We start from the raw sequence: 15,166 nt of genomic DNA on the forward strand, positions 1-15,166 counted from the left end.
AAGTAATGAGTATCATCATCGAAAATGTTACAAAATATTATGGGTCTTATCAAGCCCTCCAAAATATCAATCTGGAAATAAAAAGCGGGGAGCTTGTAGCGCTACTTGGCCCCTCTGGTTCGGGAAAAACATCATTACTACGTATCATTGCTGGACTTGAACAGGCAGAGAACGGAAATATCTTATTTAATGAAGAGAATTACACCAATAAACATGTGAAAGATCGGAATGTGGGTTTTGTCTTTCAGCATTATGCTCTTTTTCGCAACATGACCATTTTTGATAATGTTGCCTACGGTTTAAAGGTTCGTCCAAGAAAAATAAGACCTAGTAAAACAGCGATTGAACAAAAAGTTACAGAATTGCTTCAGCTAGTTAAGTTGGAAGGATATAAGGACCGTTATCCTTCTCAATTATCAGGTGGCCAGCGTCAGCGTGTGGCATTGGCAAGGGCTCTTGCTGTAGAGCCGAATATTCTTTTGCTTGATGAACCATTCGGGGCACTGGATGCTAAAGTGCGTAAGGAACTTAGGCGTTGGCTAAGAAGACTTCATGATGAATTCAATGTTACGAGTGTCTTTGTGACACATGATCAGGAAGAAGCGATGGATGTTGCTGATCGAGTTGTAATCATGAATGAAGGGAAAATTGAACAGATTGGAACTCCGGAAGAAGTATATGATCAACCCAAAAATCCATTTGTTTACGATTTTCTCGGCAGTGTCAATCTTTTCAAGGGCAAGGTTCATCAAGGGAAATTGGCAACAGGAAATGTGGAAATACATGTTCCAGACAGTGAGGATGGAGAGAGTACGGGTTATGTAAGAGCTCATAACTTTATCATAGAAAGAGAATCATTAGAAACGGATTCGATTGCATCTGTTATTGACCATATTCATACAATTGGACCTATTGTCCGAATTGAAGTGATTCGTCAGGATATAAATGAACCGCTTGAAATCGAACTTACTAAAGAACAATATAATAATCTTGAATTAAAAAAAGGAGAAATAGTGTTTGTCCGGCCCAAAGAATTGAAGGTCTTTGTTGACTATATGGCTGGAATCTAACAGGAAGTTGATAAGTTAACCAAAAAAACCGCTAATTAGCGGTTTTTTTATTATCATTAACTAGCGTCAATATCTAATTTTATTAATAAAAAAACATTGACTTCTAAAAGAAACTCTTTTAGAGTGGATTGGTAAACTAAATATCCTCGTTAGGTGAGGCTCCTGTGTAGGAGATATGCTACTGCCCAAAAATGTCGAAAGACGCCAATGGGTCAACAGAAACCATCGACATAAGGTGGTTTTTAATGTAGCTGGCGTTGTCCTATGCCACACAGTGCTAAAGCTCTACGAATGGAGGAACAGGATTTCTGCTATGTATTTGTCATTCAGACAATGTACGTATGTGTATTTGTCATTCAGAAATGTACGTAAATGTACCGTGTGAACACCTCCATTTTTAATGGAGGTGTTTTTATTTTTTTCTTGGAGGTGAGGATAGTGGATAACTATTCACAACCTTATACTCTAAGCATAATAAATATCAAATAAATACAAAGATTAAGGAAGGGGAATTATAAAATATTTTTCTTACTTTTGATATATCGTTAAGGGGAACTATTTTTTGCTCCTCAAAAAAGGAGTGGCGAAGATGATAAAAGACATGACTGAAGACCAAATAACTCTTCAAATCATAAAAGCATTAAAAGAAGGAAAAAAGAAAGAATTTCAAGCAATATTAGAAGAACTCCAACCTTATGATATTGCTCGAATTTTTGAGGGGCTTCCAGAAAAACATCATACACGTTTCTTATTGTTTCTTACTCCAGAACAAATCGCGGAACTAATACAGGAACTTGAAAAAGTACATCAATTAAAAATTCTTACTAAATTAGGAATTGAAAAATCAGGTCAAGTAATGGATCTAATGGATAACGATGATTTAGCTTCATTGTTAGAGAACCTATCTCCGGATAAAATTGAAGAACTTCTTTCAGGTATGAAACAAGAAGAATCTAAAATCGTTCAAAATATCATGAATTATCCCCCTGAAACGGCAGGACGAATAATGACAAACCGTTTTGTGTGGATCCCTCAACATTATACGGTTCGTGAATCAGTTGAAAAACTTAAAATATTTGCGGAGTTCTCGGGAACAATTAACTATCTGTATGTAATTGATAAAGATAAAAAATTAGTAGGTGTAGTCTCATATCGAGATTTAATAATAAATGATGAGAATGAAAAAATTCAAGATATTATGTACAGCAGAGTTATCTCCGTATTCGCTTATGAAGACCAAGAAGAGGTAGCGCATGTTATTGAGCGTTATGATTTTTTATCAATTCCTGTTGTAGATAATAATAATGAGTTATTAGGAATTGTAACCGTTGATGATATTATTGACGTTGTCATTAAGGAAGCAAACGAAGATATTGAAAAACTTTCGGCATCTGGTAAAGCTATTGATTTTGACACAAAGGCACACGTGGCTGCGTATCGCCGACTTCCTTGGCTTATTTTACTTTTATTTATCGGATTAGTGTCTGGAACTATTATTAGTGGTTTTGAAGAAACATTGTCTAAAGTTGTTGCACTTGCCTTCTTTATGCCGATGATAGCAGGGATGACTGGAAATACAGGTACTCAATCATTAGCGGTTGTTGTAAGAGGTCTAATTACTACTGATACGGATAAAGGAGTTGTTTTTAGACTTATTATCCGAGAACTTAAAGTTGGATTGATAATAGGCATTACCTGTGGAATATTAATTTCCATTATAGCTTTTGTTTGGCAAGGAAATCCTGTTCTAGGGTTAGTGGTTGGAAGTTCATTAGTTATGACCCTAATTATTGGGACTTTAGCTGGGACCATTATTCCTCTAATATTATATAAATTCAACATCGATCCAGCAGTGGCCTCTGGTCCATTAATTACAACACTAAATGATATACTATCGTTACTTATCTACTTTGGCATTGCAACAATGTTTATTTCAAAATTGATGTAGTAAAACCACGATTAAATTCTGTTCTTCGTGGTATTCTTTAAAAATAAATCTTAACTAAACTCATTTATCAAGGCTTGTTAAGTTAAGGGTTGTTTTACTTCCATTAGAGAGGTTGCTGAGGCAACCTTTTTTTATGCAACAAATGGGGTAGAAAACTTTAAGAAGAAATTGGATTATTGCGGTAAAATAAAAATGGAAGAAGGGGATAAGAATGACCTATATTGCAAGAACTCAAAGAGTGCATTTGGGATTGTTACTGGCAACAATAGTTCTGCCGCCAATTATTACGTATAATTTCTCTATAGGATTAATATTTTATTTTCAATTTCTATTATTTATTTTTATTCTTGTAGCAATCTTTATTCAATTTAAATTTAGAATAGACAAGAATCGTTTATCGTATCAAATATTATTTTTGACAATGCCTATTTATAAAAAAGTAGTTTATCCTAAACAAATTGTCCAGATGAAATTTAAACGTGTCGGTTGGGCAACCAAAGGTGTTATTATACAAGTGAACAAGGGGCTAAACATTCGAATTTTTGGTTTTTCCCCAGATAAAGTCTTAATAGATTTAATTAAGTTCGCTAATGAAAACGATATATCAACATATAAAACTAAAGAATATCTGGTTTTGGGGAAAAATAGAATGATGAACTATATAATTTCTTGTTAGAGTAACGTGCGTGTTAGCGGAAGATTCGGAGCTGTTTTTAAGGCAGCCTTTTCTAACTATCGGGCAATTTAGAAAAATAATAAAGGTGAATATGCAACTTTATTAGTGCAAGGTGTTTGATGAGAACGGGGTATCTTCCGAGTCAACTTCAAAGGTCATTACAGATATTAATGAACGATAAGCTTTTATAGAAAAAGTGAACAAAATAGTAGAACTCGTCAAAAAATGAGCATTTGTTCAAGGAAGCAAAGGCTATTCAATGTGGAGAAGTTATAAAACGAGTTTAATGAAAGTTATAGTGGATTGAGTGTATTTTCGACCTTATTTGACGAGTATAAGGTACGGGAAGGGGTATGAACGTTTATATTATATGTCTTGTTAAAAAGACTTAATAGGATCGTTATTAAGAATACTAATTTTTATAGATAAAATTAAATTTACTGCAAACAGTGAGAAGAAAAGGTGGACATGTTTAAAAATGAGAACTTCACCATTATTAGAAAAACTCCTTGTTCAAACGTTGGCAATGTCCATGCTCTGAGTCATACGATTCTTTGGAGACAGACAAAAGGCCGATAAAACCAAAAACACATCCCATTAGAAAAAATAGGATGTGTTGATAATTTTATTCGTCTGCTTCTTCCCCAGAACGATTTGTTTGTGTTGGAAGAGTGTCCCAAAAGCTTTCATCAACAGTTTCAATTGAATTATCGGCAAGAGCTCTAACAGCAGCATCCAAAGTGGTAACTGTTTGCTTTATTAGATACCCGTTGCTTTTTTGTCCAAGTGCAACTGACTCGATATTGTGGTCAGACATACCTCGCATTTCAAAGAGAAGCGTTGCAATATCATAACGAACAGCTGCACCGTTTCGACCTATATTTTCTCCTGATCCTCCATTATATTTACCAATATGCCCCCAACCAGTAGGTTCAATTGCGTTATATACAACAGCACCTAGTTTTTTAGAAGCTTCTAACACTTCAGGTTTTACGTTAGCATTTGTTGGATATAGCATCGAACCTGAAACAAGTTCACCTTCTGTTTCGCTTAGCGTCCCTTGATGATGTAAATCAATCATGTAATCAATATCGTATTTTGCAAAAACATTTTCATGTAATGCCTTTACTTCCACTTGCATTTCACTAGTTTTTTTATCATGCTCACGGTTTAAGTCGACACCGTTTGCGTTTGCACGAGTTAGATGTCGATCACCCTTTGCTAAATAGTCATCAAGGGAGAAATTAACATCACCCATAGCCCCATCTGCATTTAACATAGGAATGATTAGAATATTTACATTTTCTAGCAAACCTTTAGTCTTATTCGTGCCTAGATGTTTAATAAATTCGAGTGTACCTTCAGTTGTCAGCTGTTCGTTTCCATGCTGTTGGGTTAAAAATAGGATAGTAGGGTTTTTAGGATTGGATATGTACTTTGCTAGGTAAATATCTCGTCCTTTTACCGTTTCCCCGATTACTTCAAGTTTCAATGCTTCTTGTTTAGCATCCTGGGTTTTAAGGTAACTTACCAAGCTGTCATAAGTATGTAGAATTGAAGTTGTTACTTGACCATTTCCAGCACTGGGACCATTTCCAACCGCACCGACTGGTAGCGCAACAGCTGTTACTGCGCTTAAAGTTAATAAACTAGATAATGAAACTGATAGAACTTTCTTCTTTACATTCATCAAAATACCTCCCATTAATGTTTGGTAGTTACCAAAAATACTATATATTAACATTCTAGTATTTATAACGCTTGGTGTTAATGGTGAAAAATAACTATGTTTACGGAAATTTTTCATTAATCTGATCATTACTCTAGTGGGCAACTTTTGATACTAGTCTATGTAAACTTCAGAGTTTCATAGGTTTGCCCCGGTTTTAATGTATATCGTTTCCATATGTTGTAGCTTATGCATTTTGAACTAATACCTGATTTTTATACCCATTCTTGGCCACTTAGGCGATGTAATTCTCGTATCAATAGGGATAATGATTGCATTAAAGATGATACAAAAGAGTGTATTAAGCGACTGTGTAGCTAGGGCAGAACAAAATGAATAAAAACGATAAGCTCTAAAGTTGGAAAGTAATCTCAATAGAAGTATTGATTTTGGGCTTAATAATCATAGGGATATTAATATTATGTATCGCTTACTCAACTAACGAGCGCGTTAGTTGAGATCCAAGGCTGCCTGCCATTTGATGACTTATTGAACTAACAGAGCAAGATTTGTTGGAGATTGCTGTTTGATCTTTATTCAACAAATGGGCCATATTTTTGAATAAGAGAAGAAATTATTAGACGGTGAATCGAAATTCTAAGTTATTCAAAAATGGAACAATTTAGTTGAACTAGGGCATTCACTAATGTACGTTTATTTAAGGATAGTAATCATTATGAAACTTGTGCTATTCAATCAATGTGTATTTCAGGAAAAAGTGTTACCTTCTAATAAGTAAAAAGGAGAAAATTATTATGATTAAAGCTGTTATTTTCGACTTTGATGGTTTAATTTTAGACACGGAGACGGCTTGGTATGAGGCTTATAAAGAAACTATGGGTTTTTATAAATCTGATTTGCCTCTCGAACATTTTGTTAAATGTATCGGAACAGATAATACTGAACTTTATAAGTTTTTCCAAGAAAAACTGGGGGGAAGTTGTAATATTGAAGAAATTGAAGCCAGAGCAAAAAGCTTACATAAAGTAAAGATGAAAACATCCCAGGCACGTGAAGGTGTAAAGGATTATTTAGAAGAAGCAGAAAATTTCGGATATAAAATTGCCCTTGCTTCAAGTTCCACAAAAGAGTGGGTCACTCATTACTTGGGTGAACTCGGACTGTTAAACTATTTTGAAGTTATTATCACAGGGGAAGATGTTGATAACGTAAAACCAGCGCCTGATTTGTATTTAAAGGCAATCGAAGTTTTAAACATTCATTCCACAGAAGCCGTAGCATTTGAAGATTCGTTAAATGGACTTCAATCGGCTCTAAATGCTGGATTAAAGTGTGTAATCGTACCAAATCCCGTTACAGAAGCTTTAGCTTTTGAAAATCATTCTTTACGTCTTCAATCTATGGTAGAAAAGAGCTTGACTGATGTTATAAAACTTATTGAGCAATAAGGTGTTCGGAAAATTACTTCGCCCTATTGTTATATGATTATGGTGAGGTTTTCATAATAAATCAGTACAATTAGAATGGAACACTATTAAACGAGTGGCTTTAGTAAAATAACAGAGAAGCCATTTTTACAGATCTTTCGCATTTTTCAATATTCCGCAATCGGGCGCTATTACTGAAAAAGGATAGCGCTCTTTTTCCATGTCTCCTAACGATACTTAAAAAACTTATTTACACTATCTTAAACCTCAAAATTATTAAAATACCCACTCTAACCCCTTGCAGACAAAGAAAAATGCCATCTTTAACGATATTATCTATTTAACTCCTTCTCTCAAATGACGACTACTCAGCCTTTTGTCCCCCATACGTTAACAAAACCTTCACAAATTATAGGTCCAATGAGTGGTTGAGATGGAATTTTATGGGGTATATAATTAATAGGAATGAACATTCATTCCGTATTTAATTAATGAAAGGCTGAATTATTATGCAAACTGCAGTAAATAAACGAGACAACATAGTATCCAGCGCTTTGGTACTATTTGCTGAGCGGGGATATGATGCGACGACGATTCCAATGATTGCTACATCGGCAGGAGTTGGAGCTGGAACCATCTATCGTTACTTTGAGAATAAGGAAGTGCTCGGGAACAAGATTTTTCAAGAGTACCTGAATATTTTTACTGAAACACTTGAGAATGGATTTCCTTATGATGAATCGATTCGAAATCAGTTCCACCATATTTTTATATCAATGATTCACTTTACAACCGAGCACAGTCAAGCGCTTTATTTTATAAAAACACATAGTAGTGCCCATTTTTTAAATGAAGAAAGTCATTCTAGCTTTCAAGGGCTACTGAATATATTAAAAAGTTTCTTTGATTCAGGAAAAGCAAAAAAAGAAATTAAGGAGCTTCCTTCTGCAGCTTTGATTGCCATTATTTACGGAGCATTTCTTGAGCTTCAACGACTTGTCCGTATTGGGGAGTTAGAACCTGAAGCAAAACTTTTAGCAGATGTAGAAGAAAGCATTTGGGATGCTGTACGATTACACGTTTGAGAAAAATTTGATTTTTCATTCACTTAGCGGAATGAATGTTCATTCCGTTAGCTAATTTATTTAAAGAGGTGCTAAAAAATGACAAATATAACTCAATTTCCACAGCCAAAAACTTATGGACCCCTCGGAAGCCTGCCTGTTATTGATAAGGATAAGCCACTTCAGTCATTCATGAAGCTGGCTAGGGAACTTGGACCGGTTTTTCAGTTTCAATTTCCGGGTCGTATTAGTACCTTTGTATCCAGCGCTGCCCTTGCTAAAGAAATTTGTGATGAAACAAGATTTGATAAGAAAGTCGGTCCTGCCCTGCAAAAAGTGAGAGCATTTGGTGGTGATGGCCTTTTCACAAGTGAAACATCGGAGACAAATTGGAAAAAGGCTCATAACATTCTGCTGCCTAGCTTTAGCCAGCAGGCAATGAAGGGCTATCATGCAAAAATGGTGGATCTTGCTACCCAACTCATCCAAAAATGGGCTCGCTTAAATCCCGCTGATGAGATTGATATTCCTGAAGATATGACACGCTTGACCTTAGATACGATTGGACTCTGCGGATTTAATTACCGCTTTAACAGTTTTTATCGAGAGACCTCCCATCCCTTTGTCGACAGTATGGTGCGTGCATTAGATGAAGCGATGAGTCAAACGCAGCGACTCGGTGTTCAAGATAAACTGATGATTAAGTCTAAAAAACAATTCAGAGAAGACATTCAATACATGTTCTCTCTTGTAGATGAATTGATTGCAGAACGAAAACTAAATGGTGATCAGGGAGAAGATGACCTTCTTTCCCATATGTTAAAAGGGGTTGATCCTGAAACTGGTGCAGCACTGGATGATGAAAATATTCGTTATCAAATCATTACCTTTTTAATTGCTGGACATGAAACGACGAGCGGTCTCCTTTCTTTCGCCATCTATTTTCTTATGAATAACCCGGAAAAGTTAAAAAAAGCACAGCAGGAAGTCGATGAAGTACTGGGTGACGAGGTTCCTGATTTTAAACAAGTGAAGAAATTGAAATATGTTCGTATGGTGTTAAATGAAGCGCTTCGTCTGTGGCCAACTGCTCCGGCGTTTTCTGTTTATGCGAAAGAAGACACCACATTAAACGGAAAATACAATGTGAAGAAAGATGAGGTGTTCACTCTTCTTATTCCAGAGCTTCACCGTGATCCATCCGTTTGGGGAGATGACGTAGAATCCTTTATTCCAGAACGTTTTGAGGATCCGGTCTCAATTCCATACCATGCTTATAAACCGTTTGGAAACGGACAGCGTGCCTGTATCGGACAGCAGTTTGCTCTTCATGAAGCAACTCTGGTGCTCGGAATGGTTTTACAACACTTTGACCTGATAGATCATAAAGATTATCAATTGGATGTTAAAGAAACTTTGACTCTTAAACCAGATGGATTAACCATGCGCGTTTCACCTAGGAAGCCTTCGATGTCATTTACCGTTGCTTCTCCAGAACCAGTGTATGCGGATTTAGAAGCAACGGAAGCTTCTATTGAATCTGCACATGGCACGCCATTACTCGTTCTGTTTGGATCAAACATGGGAACCGCAGAAGGAATTGCTCGTGATCTTGCTGAAATAGGGAGTCAACAAGGTTTCTATACCGAGGTTGCTCCTTTAAATGATTACACCAATCATCTTCCTCAAGAAGGAGCTGTTCTCATTGTCTCAGCATCTTATAATGGAAATCCACCAGACAATGCAAATGACTTTGTTTCATGGCTGAAGGAAAGTCAGGATGGAACATTGGACGGTGTTCACTATGCTATCTTTGGATGCGGAGACCGCAATTGGGCCAATACGTACCAACGTATTCCAACCTTCATTGATGAACAAATGGAACAAAAAGGAGCTAATCGTCTGTCAGAAACAGGTTATGGAGATGCAAGCGATGATTTTGAAGGTGATTACGAGAAATGGACAGAAGCCCTTTGGCCGAAGCTTGCCCAAACCTTGAACATTGAACTAAATATAAATGATAGAAAAAACAGCTCGATTATGATGAATTTTGTAAGTGATGTGAGCGACACACCGCTCGCCCGCACTCATCATGCTTTTACAGCTGTTGTGAACAGTAGTGTCGAATTACAACATGAGGATAGCGGGAGAAGTACACGGCATATAGAGTTAACTCTTCCAGAGGGTATTCATTATCAAGAAGGCGACCATGTCGGGGTTCTTCCTCAAAATCCATCGGAACTCGTTGAGCGAGTGCTCAGTCGATTCAATTTTAACGGCCAAGACTACGTCAAACTGACTGGAGATTCAGGAAAAGCTGCACATCTTCCTACAGAGAAACCTGTAAAATTACAGGAGTTACTATCTAACTATGTGGAGTTACAAGAACCTGCTACCCGTTCTCAAATTCGGACGCTTGCTACTCACACGGTATGTCCTCCCCATGTAAATGAGCTTGAAAAGCTTCTAGAGGACAGTACCTATAAACAAGAAATTCTGAACAAACGCATTACTATGCTTGACCTGACAGAAAAGTACCTTGCATGTGAAATACCATTTGAAGGATTTCTAGCTTTACTGCCGCCTTTAAAGGCAAGATACTACTCTATTTCAAGTTCTCCACTTCACAAGGAAGGAAAAGCAAGCATCACTGTCAGTGTCGTCCGTGGAGATGCCTGGAGTGGCAATGGAGAATACAAAGGAATTGCATCAAATTATTTAGCAGAACGTTCCGAAGGAGACAAGGTAGCCTGCTTTATCAATACACCGCAATCCAACTTCCAGCTTCCGGAGCAAACAGGGAAACCTATCATTATGATTGGCCCTGGAACAGGAATTGCACCGTTCAGAGGATTTATTCAGGCTCGCCGCGCCCTAACAGAAAAAGGTGAAACACTAGGGGCGGCCCATCTTTACTTTGGATGCCGCAATCCCGAACACGATTTCCTATATCAAGAAGAACTCGTGCAAGCTGAACATGATGGTCTTATAACACTGTACACCGCTTTCTCAAGATGTCCTGGTCAAGAAAAAATGTATGTCCAGCATCTGTTAGCTGAAAACGCTCAAGACATACTTTCTTTATTAAAAGAAGGCGGACACTTATACATCTGCGGAGACGGAAGCAAAATGGCACCGGATGTTGAACAAACGTTAATCGAAAGCTATATGCATTTGTATCAATCATCTAAAGAAGAAGCCACAGAATGGCTGCAATCATTAGAGGCGAATGGTCGATATGCAAAGGATGTTTGGGCAGGAGCATAAATAGAGGAGAGCAGCGATCCCGGGGGGATTCGCTGCCTTTTTTAATATTTGCTCTGCTTCAGGCTTTCTAATAAATTGTGAAAATCAATAGCTTGATATAACAAAGCTATAATTTAATATAAGCCAAATGTTGAAGGTTCCTTGCTTTATTGCTTTCTATTAAAGTTAAGCGGATATTTTCCATAACAAGACTGAACTTATTTTGGAAATAGCAGGCTTTTTATCTTACTATGAGAATATAGTTCTTTGGTGCTAATATCTAGATAGAAAGTGATAGGATGGAACTTGTAAATATATGGTCGGTTTTTATCGAAAAAAAGTCGGAATTTTACGTTTGATGTTAAAAATGAAATGTAATTGTAATATTATTATTACTTATTTGACAAAATCTGATGTTATACTACGAATTAGGTGAAATACTTAGTAGAGTTTCAGAATTTATTATTATATTGTTACAACCTTAGAAGATTACATAATGAGTAAAAAAATAGAGAAGAGTTCCTAGTAATTTATTTTGGCTACTATTTTCATAGAAGAAAGAAGTAGGTCAATTGAAATGCACAGGGAGGAAAGCAGGGGAAATGAGTTTGAAGAAAAAACTAATTATATTAAACACGACTATTATGCTCGGCTTAGGAAGCGCTTTTGCGATACCATCAGTAAAAGCTGAATCTATCTCGGAAATTCAATCAGAACGCACAGGAATCCAATCAGATATTTCAGCGGCAGAACAAGTTATTCAGGAATTGAAAAAAGAACAATCGAAAATGAATTCCCAAATTGCACAAATTGAAACAGCAATGAAAGAAAATGACGAAAAAATTAAAGATACTAAACAAGAAATTAAAGACACGGAAAAAGATATAGATTCTTTAAAGAAAGAAATTAAAGCTTTGGAAGAAAGAATCGCAAAACGCGAGGAAGTCTTGAAAGAGCGTGCCCTTGCATTCCAAGAGAGCGGTGGAGATGTTAACTACCTTGAAGTTCTTTTAGGTTCTAGTAGTTTCCGTGAACTTGTTGATCGTGTTGGAGCAGTAGCTGCAATTGTAGAAGCAGATCGGGAGATTCTTAGTCAGCAGGAAGCAGATAAAGCTGAATTAGAAAAAAAACAAGCGGCTGTAGAGAAAAAATTGCAAAGCCTAAAGGATATGGACGTAGAGCTTAAAGGTATGCAATCTCAAATTAAAGAACAAAAAGCAGAAACCGTTAATATGAAGGCAAAGCTTGAAAAGAAAGAATCAGAAACAAAAGCTCTTAAACAGGCTTTAGAGAATAAAGATGCAGGTTTAGAGGCTAAAATTGCATCCATTCGTGAAAACATCAAAAAAGAAGAAGAACTTAAAGCATCAGAGAAAGCTGATCTTAACCGTGCTGCGGAAGAAGTGAACTCTTCAAATGCTTCAAGTAAAGAATCATCAAGTTCGTCTAAAGGCGAAGCGTCGGCATCAAGTTCTTCTAAAGGTGAATCATCTTCGAATTCATCTAAAAACAGTTCTACTGATAAACCTACAGCTAGTAAAACTGAAACATCAAGCAAGCCAAGCAGTGCAAATACAGGCTCTGCAATTACAGCAGGCTATAAATATATCGGTAACTCAACGTATGTATTTGGTGGCGGAAGAACAGCATCCGACATTGCTAACGGGCGATTCGATTGTTCAGCATTTGTTGCATGGGCATATAAACAAGCTGGTGTGAATCTTCCAGCCAGTACGGGAGCATTGACAAGTGCAGGACGTCAAGTATCTAAAAGCCAAATGCAACCTGGAGATTTAGTATTTTTCAATACCTATAAAACGGATGGACATGTTGGTATTTATGTTGGTGGCAACAAGTTTATTGGTTCTCAAAGTTCAACAGGTGTTGCTATTGCTAATATGGGAAGCGGATATTGGGCAGAAAAATTCAATGGCCGTGTAGTTCGTGTAAATTAATAGTTCATCAATAAGCAGGGTGGAAAGCACACTCTGCTTATTTTTTTTGGAAATTATTTTTTTGAAGAAATATAGAAAAAAGTGAAACTTATTTTGATTATCAACGTAAATACTATAAGATAAAATAAAGATAGGTGATGTGGACTTTCAGTGAATCTGAAAAGATATTTAATGAAATAACATTCCATACTATTAAAAACGGAGGCAAAAAAATCATGATGAAAAAATTTATGGCAGCACTACTCACGATTACATTAGCATTCTCGCCAGTGGGCACCTACGTATTCCAAGATCACTCGGAATCAGTAGATGCAAGGGGCTACAAGTCTGGAAAAAGAAGTTTTAACAGCAACACTAATAGTAATAAATCGAATTTCCAAAATAAAGAAACGAATAAATCTGATGCGACTACTAATAAAGCAAAAACAGATACAAAAAGCGGAAGCTCGTTTTCAAAAGGCGGCTTAATGAAAGGAATTATGCTAGGAGGACTAGCAGGTCTTCTATTTGGTAGTCTATTCGCCAATATGGGAGCACTTGGTTCTATACTTGGGCTGTTAATTAACGTGTTAGCGGTTGTTGCTTTAATTGTTGTAATCCGTAAAATTTTCACATATTTCAAAGATAAGAAGAAAAAAGAGGATCCAAACCCATGGAGAGGCTAAGAATTTCCGAACAAGATATCATTAATGCAGTTTGTGTTTACATTGCTCGTAAAAAGCAGGTACAACCTAATGAGGTAGAAGTAGAGCTGATGTTTGATGATGATTACGGTTTTTCCGCTGAAACGTATGTTGACGGACGGAAACAAGTGTTAATTACAATCAACTTGATAGAGGCACTTCGCCTATGGTTAGATGAATATTTGAATATAGATCCATATTCAGGGATTGAACTTGTTTTGGATGATGAAGAGGGCATAGTTGCATTAGTAAGTGAAAGTAATAGATAAACAAAAAGGATGTTCCTAAAGGGAGCATCCTTTTTGTTGTTTAAATACTATATTGATAGTTTTTGTTATGTTATAGGTAATTTCCATTTGTTGCAAAAAATAGTTGATACAAGTAGGATGAGAATATACACACGGTATAGGAGGAGAGTATGTGACAGGTTATATAGAAGATATCACTTTTTTAAATGAAAAGGCTATAAAGTTTGGCAATGAAACATTAGAAGCAATACTTGTACCAGTCTTAGGAAGTAATCTTCTCTCGTTTAAGTTCAAACAGAATGATATTGAGTTGCTGCGAACACCGAAAACGTTAGAAGACTATAGAGAAGTTCCAATATTATATGGCATGCCAATCTTGTTTCCTCCTAATCGGATTGAGGGTGGCCAATTTACATATAAGCAGATCACGTATAAATTTCCGATTAATGAAATAGAAAAATCAAATCATATTCATGGTTTATTGTATGATAAGCCATGGCAAGTTATTAAAAGAGAAGTAAATGGAGAAAAAATCGTAATAACAACCGAGTTTTTAAGTAGTGATTTTCCTTTTCTAAAAAGATATTTTCCACATGATTTTACTATAAATATGACTTTTTCTTTAAACGATAATGAATTGGATGTGCAACTAGAAATCATCAACAATGGCCAGGAGCCCTTTCCGTGGGGAGTGGGTTATCATACGATATTCAATTTTCCATTTGTACCAAGCAGTAAGTTGATGGATTGCAGGATTTCACTGCCTGTAAACAAACAATGGGAGTTGAATGACAGGTCATTACCAACTGGAAAAATTCAAGCAACGCCAAATACGATGGAAATTCAAAATGGGTTCAGCATTGAGGGGCGACATTTTGATGATATATTTGGCTATGATGAGGATCTGGAAAACGAGTGCGTACTCACCGATCAAGAAGCAGGTCTACAAGTCTGCTATCATGGTGATGACCATTTTAAGTTTTGGGTATTATTCAATCAGAAGGGGTTCGTATGTCCTGAACCATATACATGGGTAACGAACGCTCCTAATCTAGATTTGTCAGCAGAACTAACAGGATTGAGGGAATTAGGACCAGGAGAAAGGGTTCGGCTGAGGACGAAACTAAGTTTGAAGCAGATATAAAGAAACGCCTTGGCA

At 36.5% G+C, this 15,166-nt stretch carries 11 protein-coding genes and 1 riboswitch; of the genes, 10 read left to right on the forward strand and 1 reads right to left on the reverse strand.

What is annotated here, in order from left to right; genetic code table 11:
* The first annotated feature begins 5 nt into the window (after positions 1-5).
* The 3 genes from AKG34_RS04950 to AKG34_RS04960 all read left to right on the forward strand — a co-directional run bounded on the left by AKG34_RS04950 (position 6) and on the right by AKG34_RS04960 (position 3,694).
* Positions 6-1,070 (forward strand): sulfate/molybdate ABC transporter ATP-binding protein, encoded by a 1,065-nt coding sequence (locus tag AKG34_RS04950; RefSeq protein ID WP_053345056.1) that lies wholly within the window; start codon positions 6-8, stop codon positions 1,068-1,070.
* A 138-nt stretch (positions 1,071-1,208) separates the two neighbouring features.
* Positions 1,209-1,374, forward strand: a riboswitch (M-box (ykoK) riboswitch).
* Between the two features lie 285 nt (positions 1,375-1,659).
* Positions 1,660-3,018, forward strand: a complete 1,359-nt coding sequence (mgtE, locus tag AKG34_RS04955; RefSeq protein ID WP_053347995.1) for a magnesium transporter — start codon at positions 1,660-1,662, stop codon at positions 3,016-3,018.
* A 211-nt stretch (positions 3,019-3,229) separates the two neighbouring features.
* The gene (locus AKG34_RS04960) at positions 3,230-3,694 is read left to right on the forward strand and encodes a hypothetical protein (protein ID WP_053345057.1); all 465 of its coding nucleotides are present in this window, start codon (positions 3,230-3,232) and stop codon (positions 3,692-3,694) included.
* A 625-nt stretch (positions 3,695-4,319) separates the two neighbouring features.
* On the opposite strand, the gene AKG34_RS04965 is transcribed toward AKG34_RS04960, so the two are convergent.
* Positions 4,320-5,384, reverse strand: coding sequence for a M14 family zinc carboxypeptidase (locus AKG34_RS04965; protein ID WP_053345058.1), 1,065 nt, complete (start codon positions 5,382-5,384; stop codon positions 4,320-4,322).
* Positions 5,385-6,178: 794 nt separating this feature from the next.
* On the opposite strand from AKG34_RS04965, the gene AKG34_RS04970 reads away from it, so the two are divergent.
* The 7 genes from AKG34_RS04970 to AKG34_RS05000 all read left to right on the forward strand — a co-directional run bounded on the left by AKG34_RS04970 (position 6,179) and on the right by AKG34_RS05000 (position 15,151).
* Positions 6,179-6,832, forward strand: coding sequence for an HAD family hydrolase (locus AKG34_RS04970; protein ID WP_053345059.1), 654 nt, complete (start codon positions 6,179-6,181; stop codon positions 6,830-6,832).
* Positions 6,833-7,320: 488 nt separating this feature from the next.
* Positions 7,321-7,896, forward strand: coding sequence for a TetR/AcrR family transcriptional regulator (locus AKG34_RS04975; RefSeq protein ID WP_053345060.1), 576 nt, complete (start codon positions 7,321-7,323; stop codon positions 7,894-7,896).
* A gap of 78 nt (positions 7,897-7,974) precedes the next feature.
* Entirely contained in the window at positions 7,975-11,142 is a 3,168-nt protein-coding gene (locus tag AKG34_RS04980; protein ID WP_053345061.1) for a bifunctional cytochrome P450/NADPH--P450 reductase, read from the forward strand.
* Between the two features lie 581 nt (positions 11,143-11,723).
* Complete coding sequence (locus AKG34_RS04985; protein WP_053345062.1) at positions 11,724-13,076, forward strand: C40 family peptidase; 1,353 nt, start codon at positions 11,724-11,726, stop codon at positions 13,074-13,076.
* A 218-nt stretch (positions 13,077-13,294) separates the two neighbouring features.
* Positions 13,295-13,741, forward strand: a complete 447-nt coding sequence (locus AKG34_RS04990) for a hypothetical protein (protein WP_053347996.1) — start codon at positions 13,295-13,297, stop codon at positions 13,739-13,741.
* Complete coding sequence (locus AKG34_RS04995; RefSeq protein ID WP_053345063.1) at positions 13,729-14,028, forward strand: YxcD family protein; 300 nt, start codon at positions 13,729-13,731, stop codon at positions 14,026-14,028. Before AKG34_RS04990 ends, AKG34_RS04995 begins: the two co-directional genes overlap by 13 nt.
* Positions 14,029-14,179: 151 nt before the next feature.
* Positions 14,180-15,151: an aldose 1-epimerase gene (locus tag AKG34_RS05000; RefSeq protein ID WP_053345064.1), complete on the forward strand. Its 972-nt coding sequence runs from the start codon at positions 14,180-14,182 to the stop codon at positions 15,149-15,151.
* Positions 15,152-15,166 lie beyond the last annotated feature (15 nt).

Origin of the sequence: Peribacillus butanolivorans (genome assembly GCF_001273755.1) — a bacterium.
Lineage (GTDB): Bacteria > Bacillota > Bacilli > Bacillales > DSM-1321 > Peribacillus > Peribacillus butanolivorans.

Bases quoted from the DNA above. Each gene is read 5' to 3' on its own strand.
- AKG34_RS04950 (WP_053345056.1), top strand. From the start codon at position 6: ATGAGTATCATCATCGAAAATGTTACAAAATATTATGGGTCTTATCAA.
- mgtE (WP_053347995.1), top strand. From the start codon at position 1,660: ATGATAAAAGACATGACTGAAGACCAAATAACTCTTCAAATCATAAAA.
- AKG34_RS04960 (WP_053345057.1), top strand. From the start codon at position 3,230: ATGACCTATATTGCAAGAACTCAAAGAGTGCATTTGGGATTGTTACTG.
- AKG34_RS04965 (WP_053345058.1), bottom strand. From the start codon at position 5,384: ATGAATGTAAAGAAGAAAGTTCTATCAGTTTCATTATCTAGTTTATTA.
- AKG34_RS04970 (WP_053345059.1), top strand. From the start codon at position 6,179: ATGATTAAAGCTGTTATTTTCGACTTTGATGGTTTAATTTTAGACACG.
- AKG34_RS04975 (WP_053345060.1), top strand. From the start codon at position 7,321: ATGCAAACTGCAGTAAATAAACGAGACAACATAGTATCCAGCGCTTTG.
- AKG34_RS04980 (WP_053345061.1), top strand. From the start codon at position 7,975: ATGACAAATATAACTCAATTTCCACAGCCAAAAACTTATGGACCCCTC.
- AKG34_RS04985 (WP_053345062.1), top strand. From the start codon at position 11,724: ATGAGTTTGAAGAAAAAACTAATTATATTAAACACGACTATTATGCTC.
- AKG34_RS04990 (WP_053347996.1), top strand. From the start codon at position 13,295: ATGAAAAAATTTATGGCAGCACTACTCACGATTACATTAGCATTCTCG.
- AKG34_RS04995 (WP_053345063.1), top strand. From the start codon at position 13,729: ATGGAGAGGCTAAGAATTTCCGAACAAGATATCATTAATGCAGTTTGT.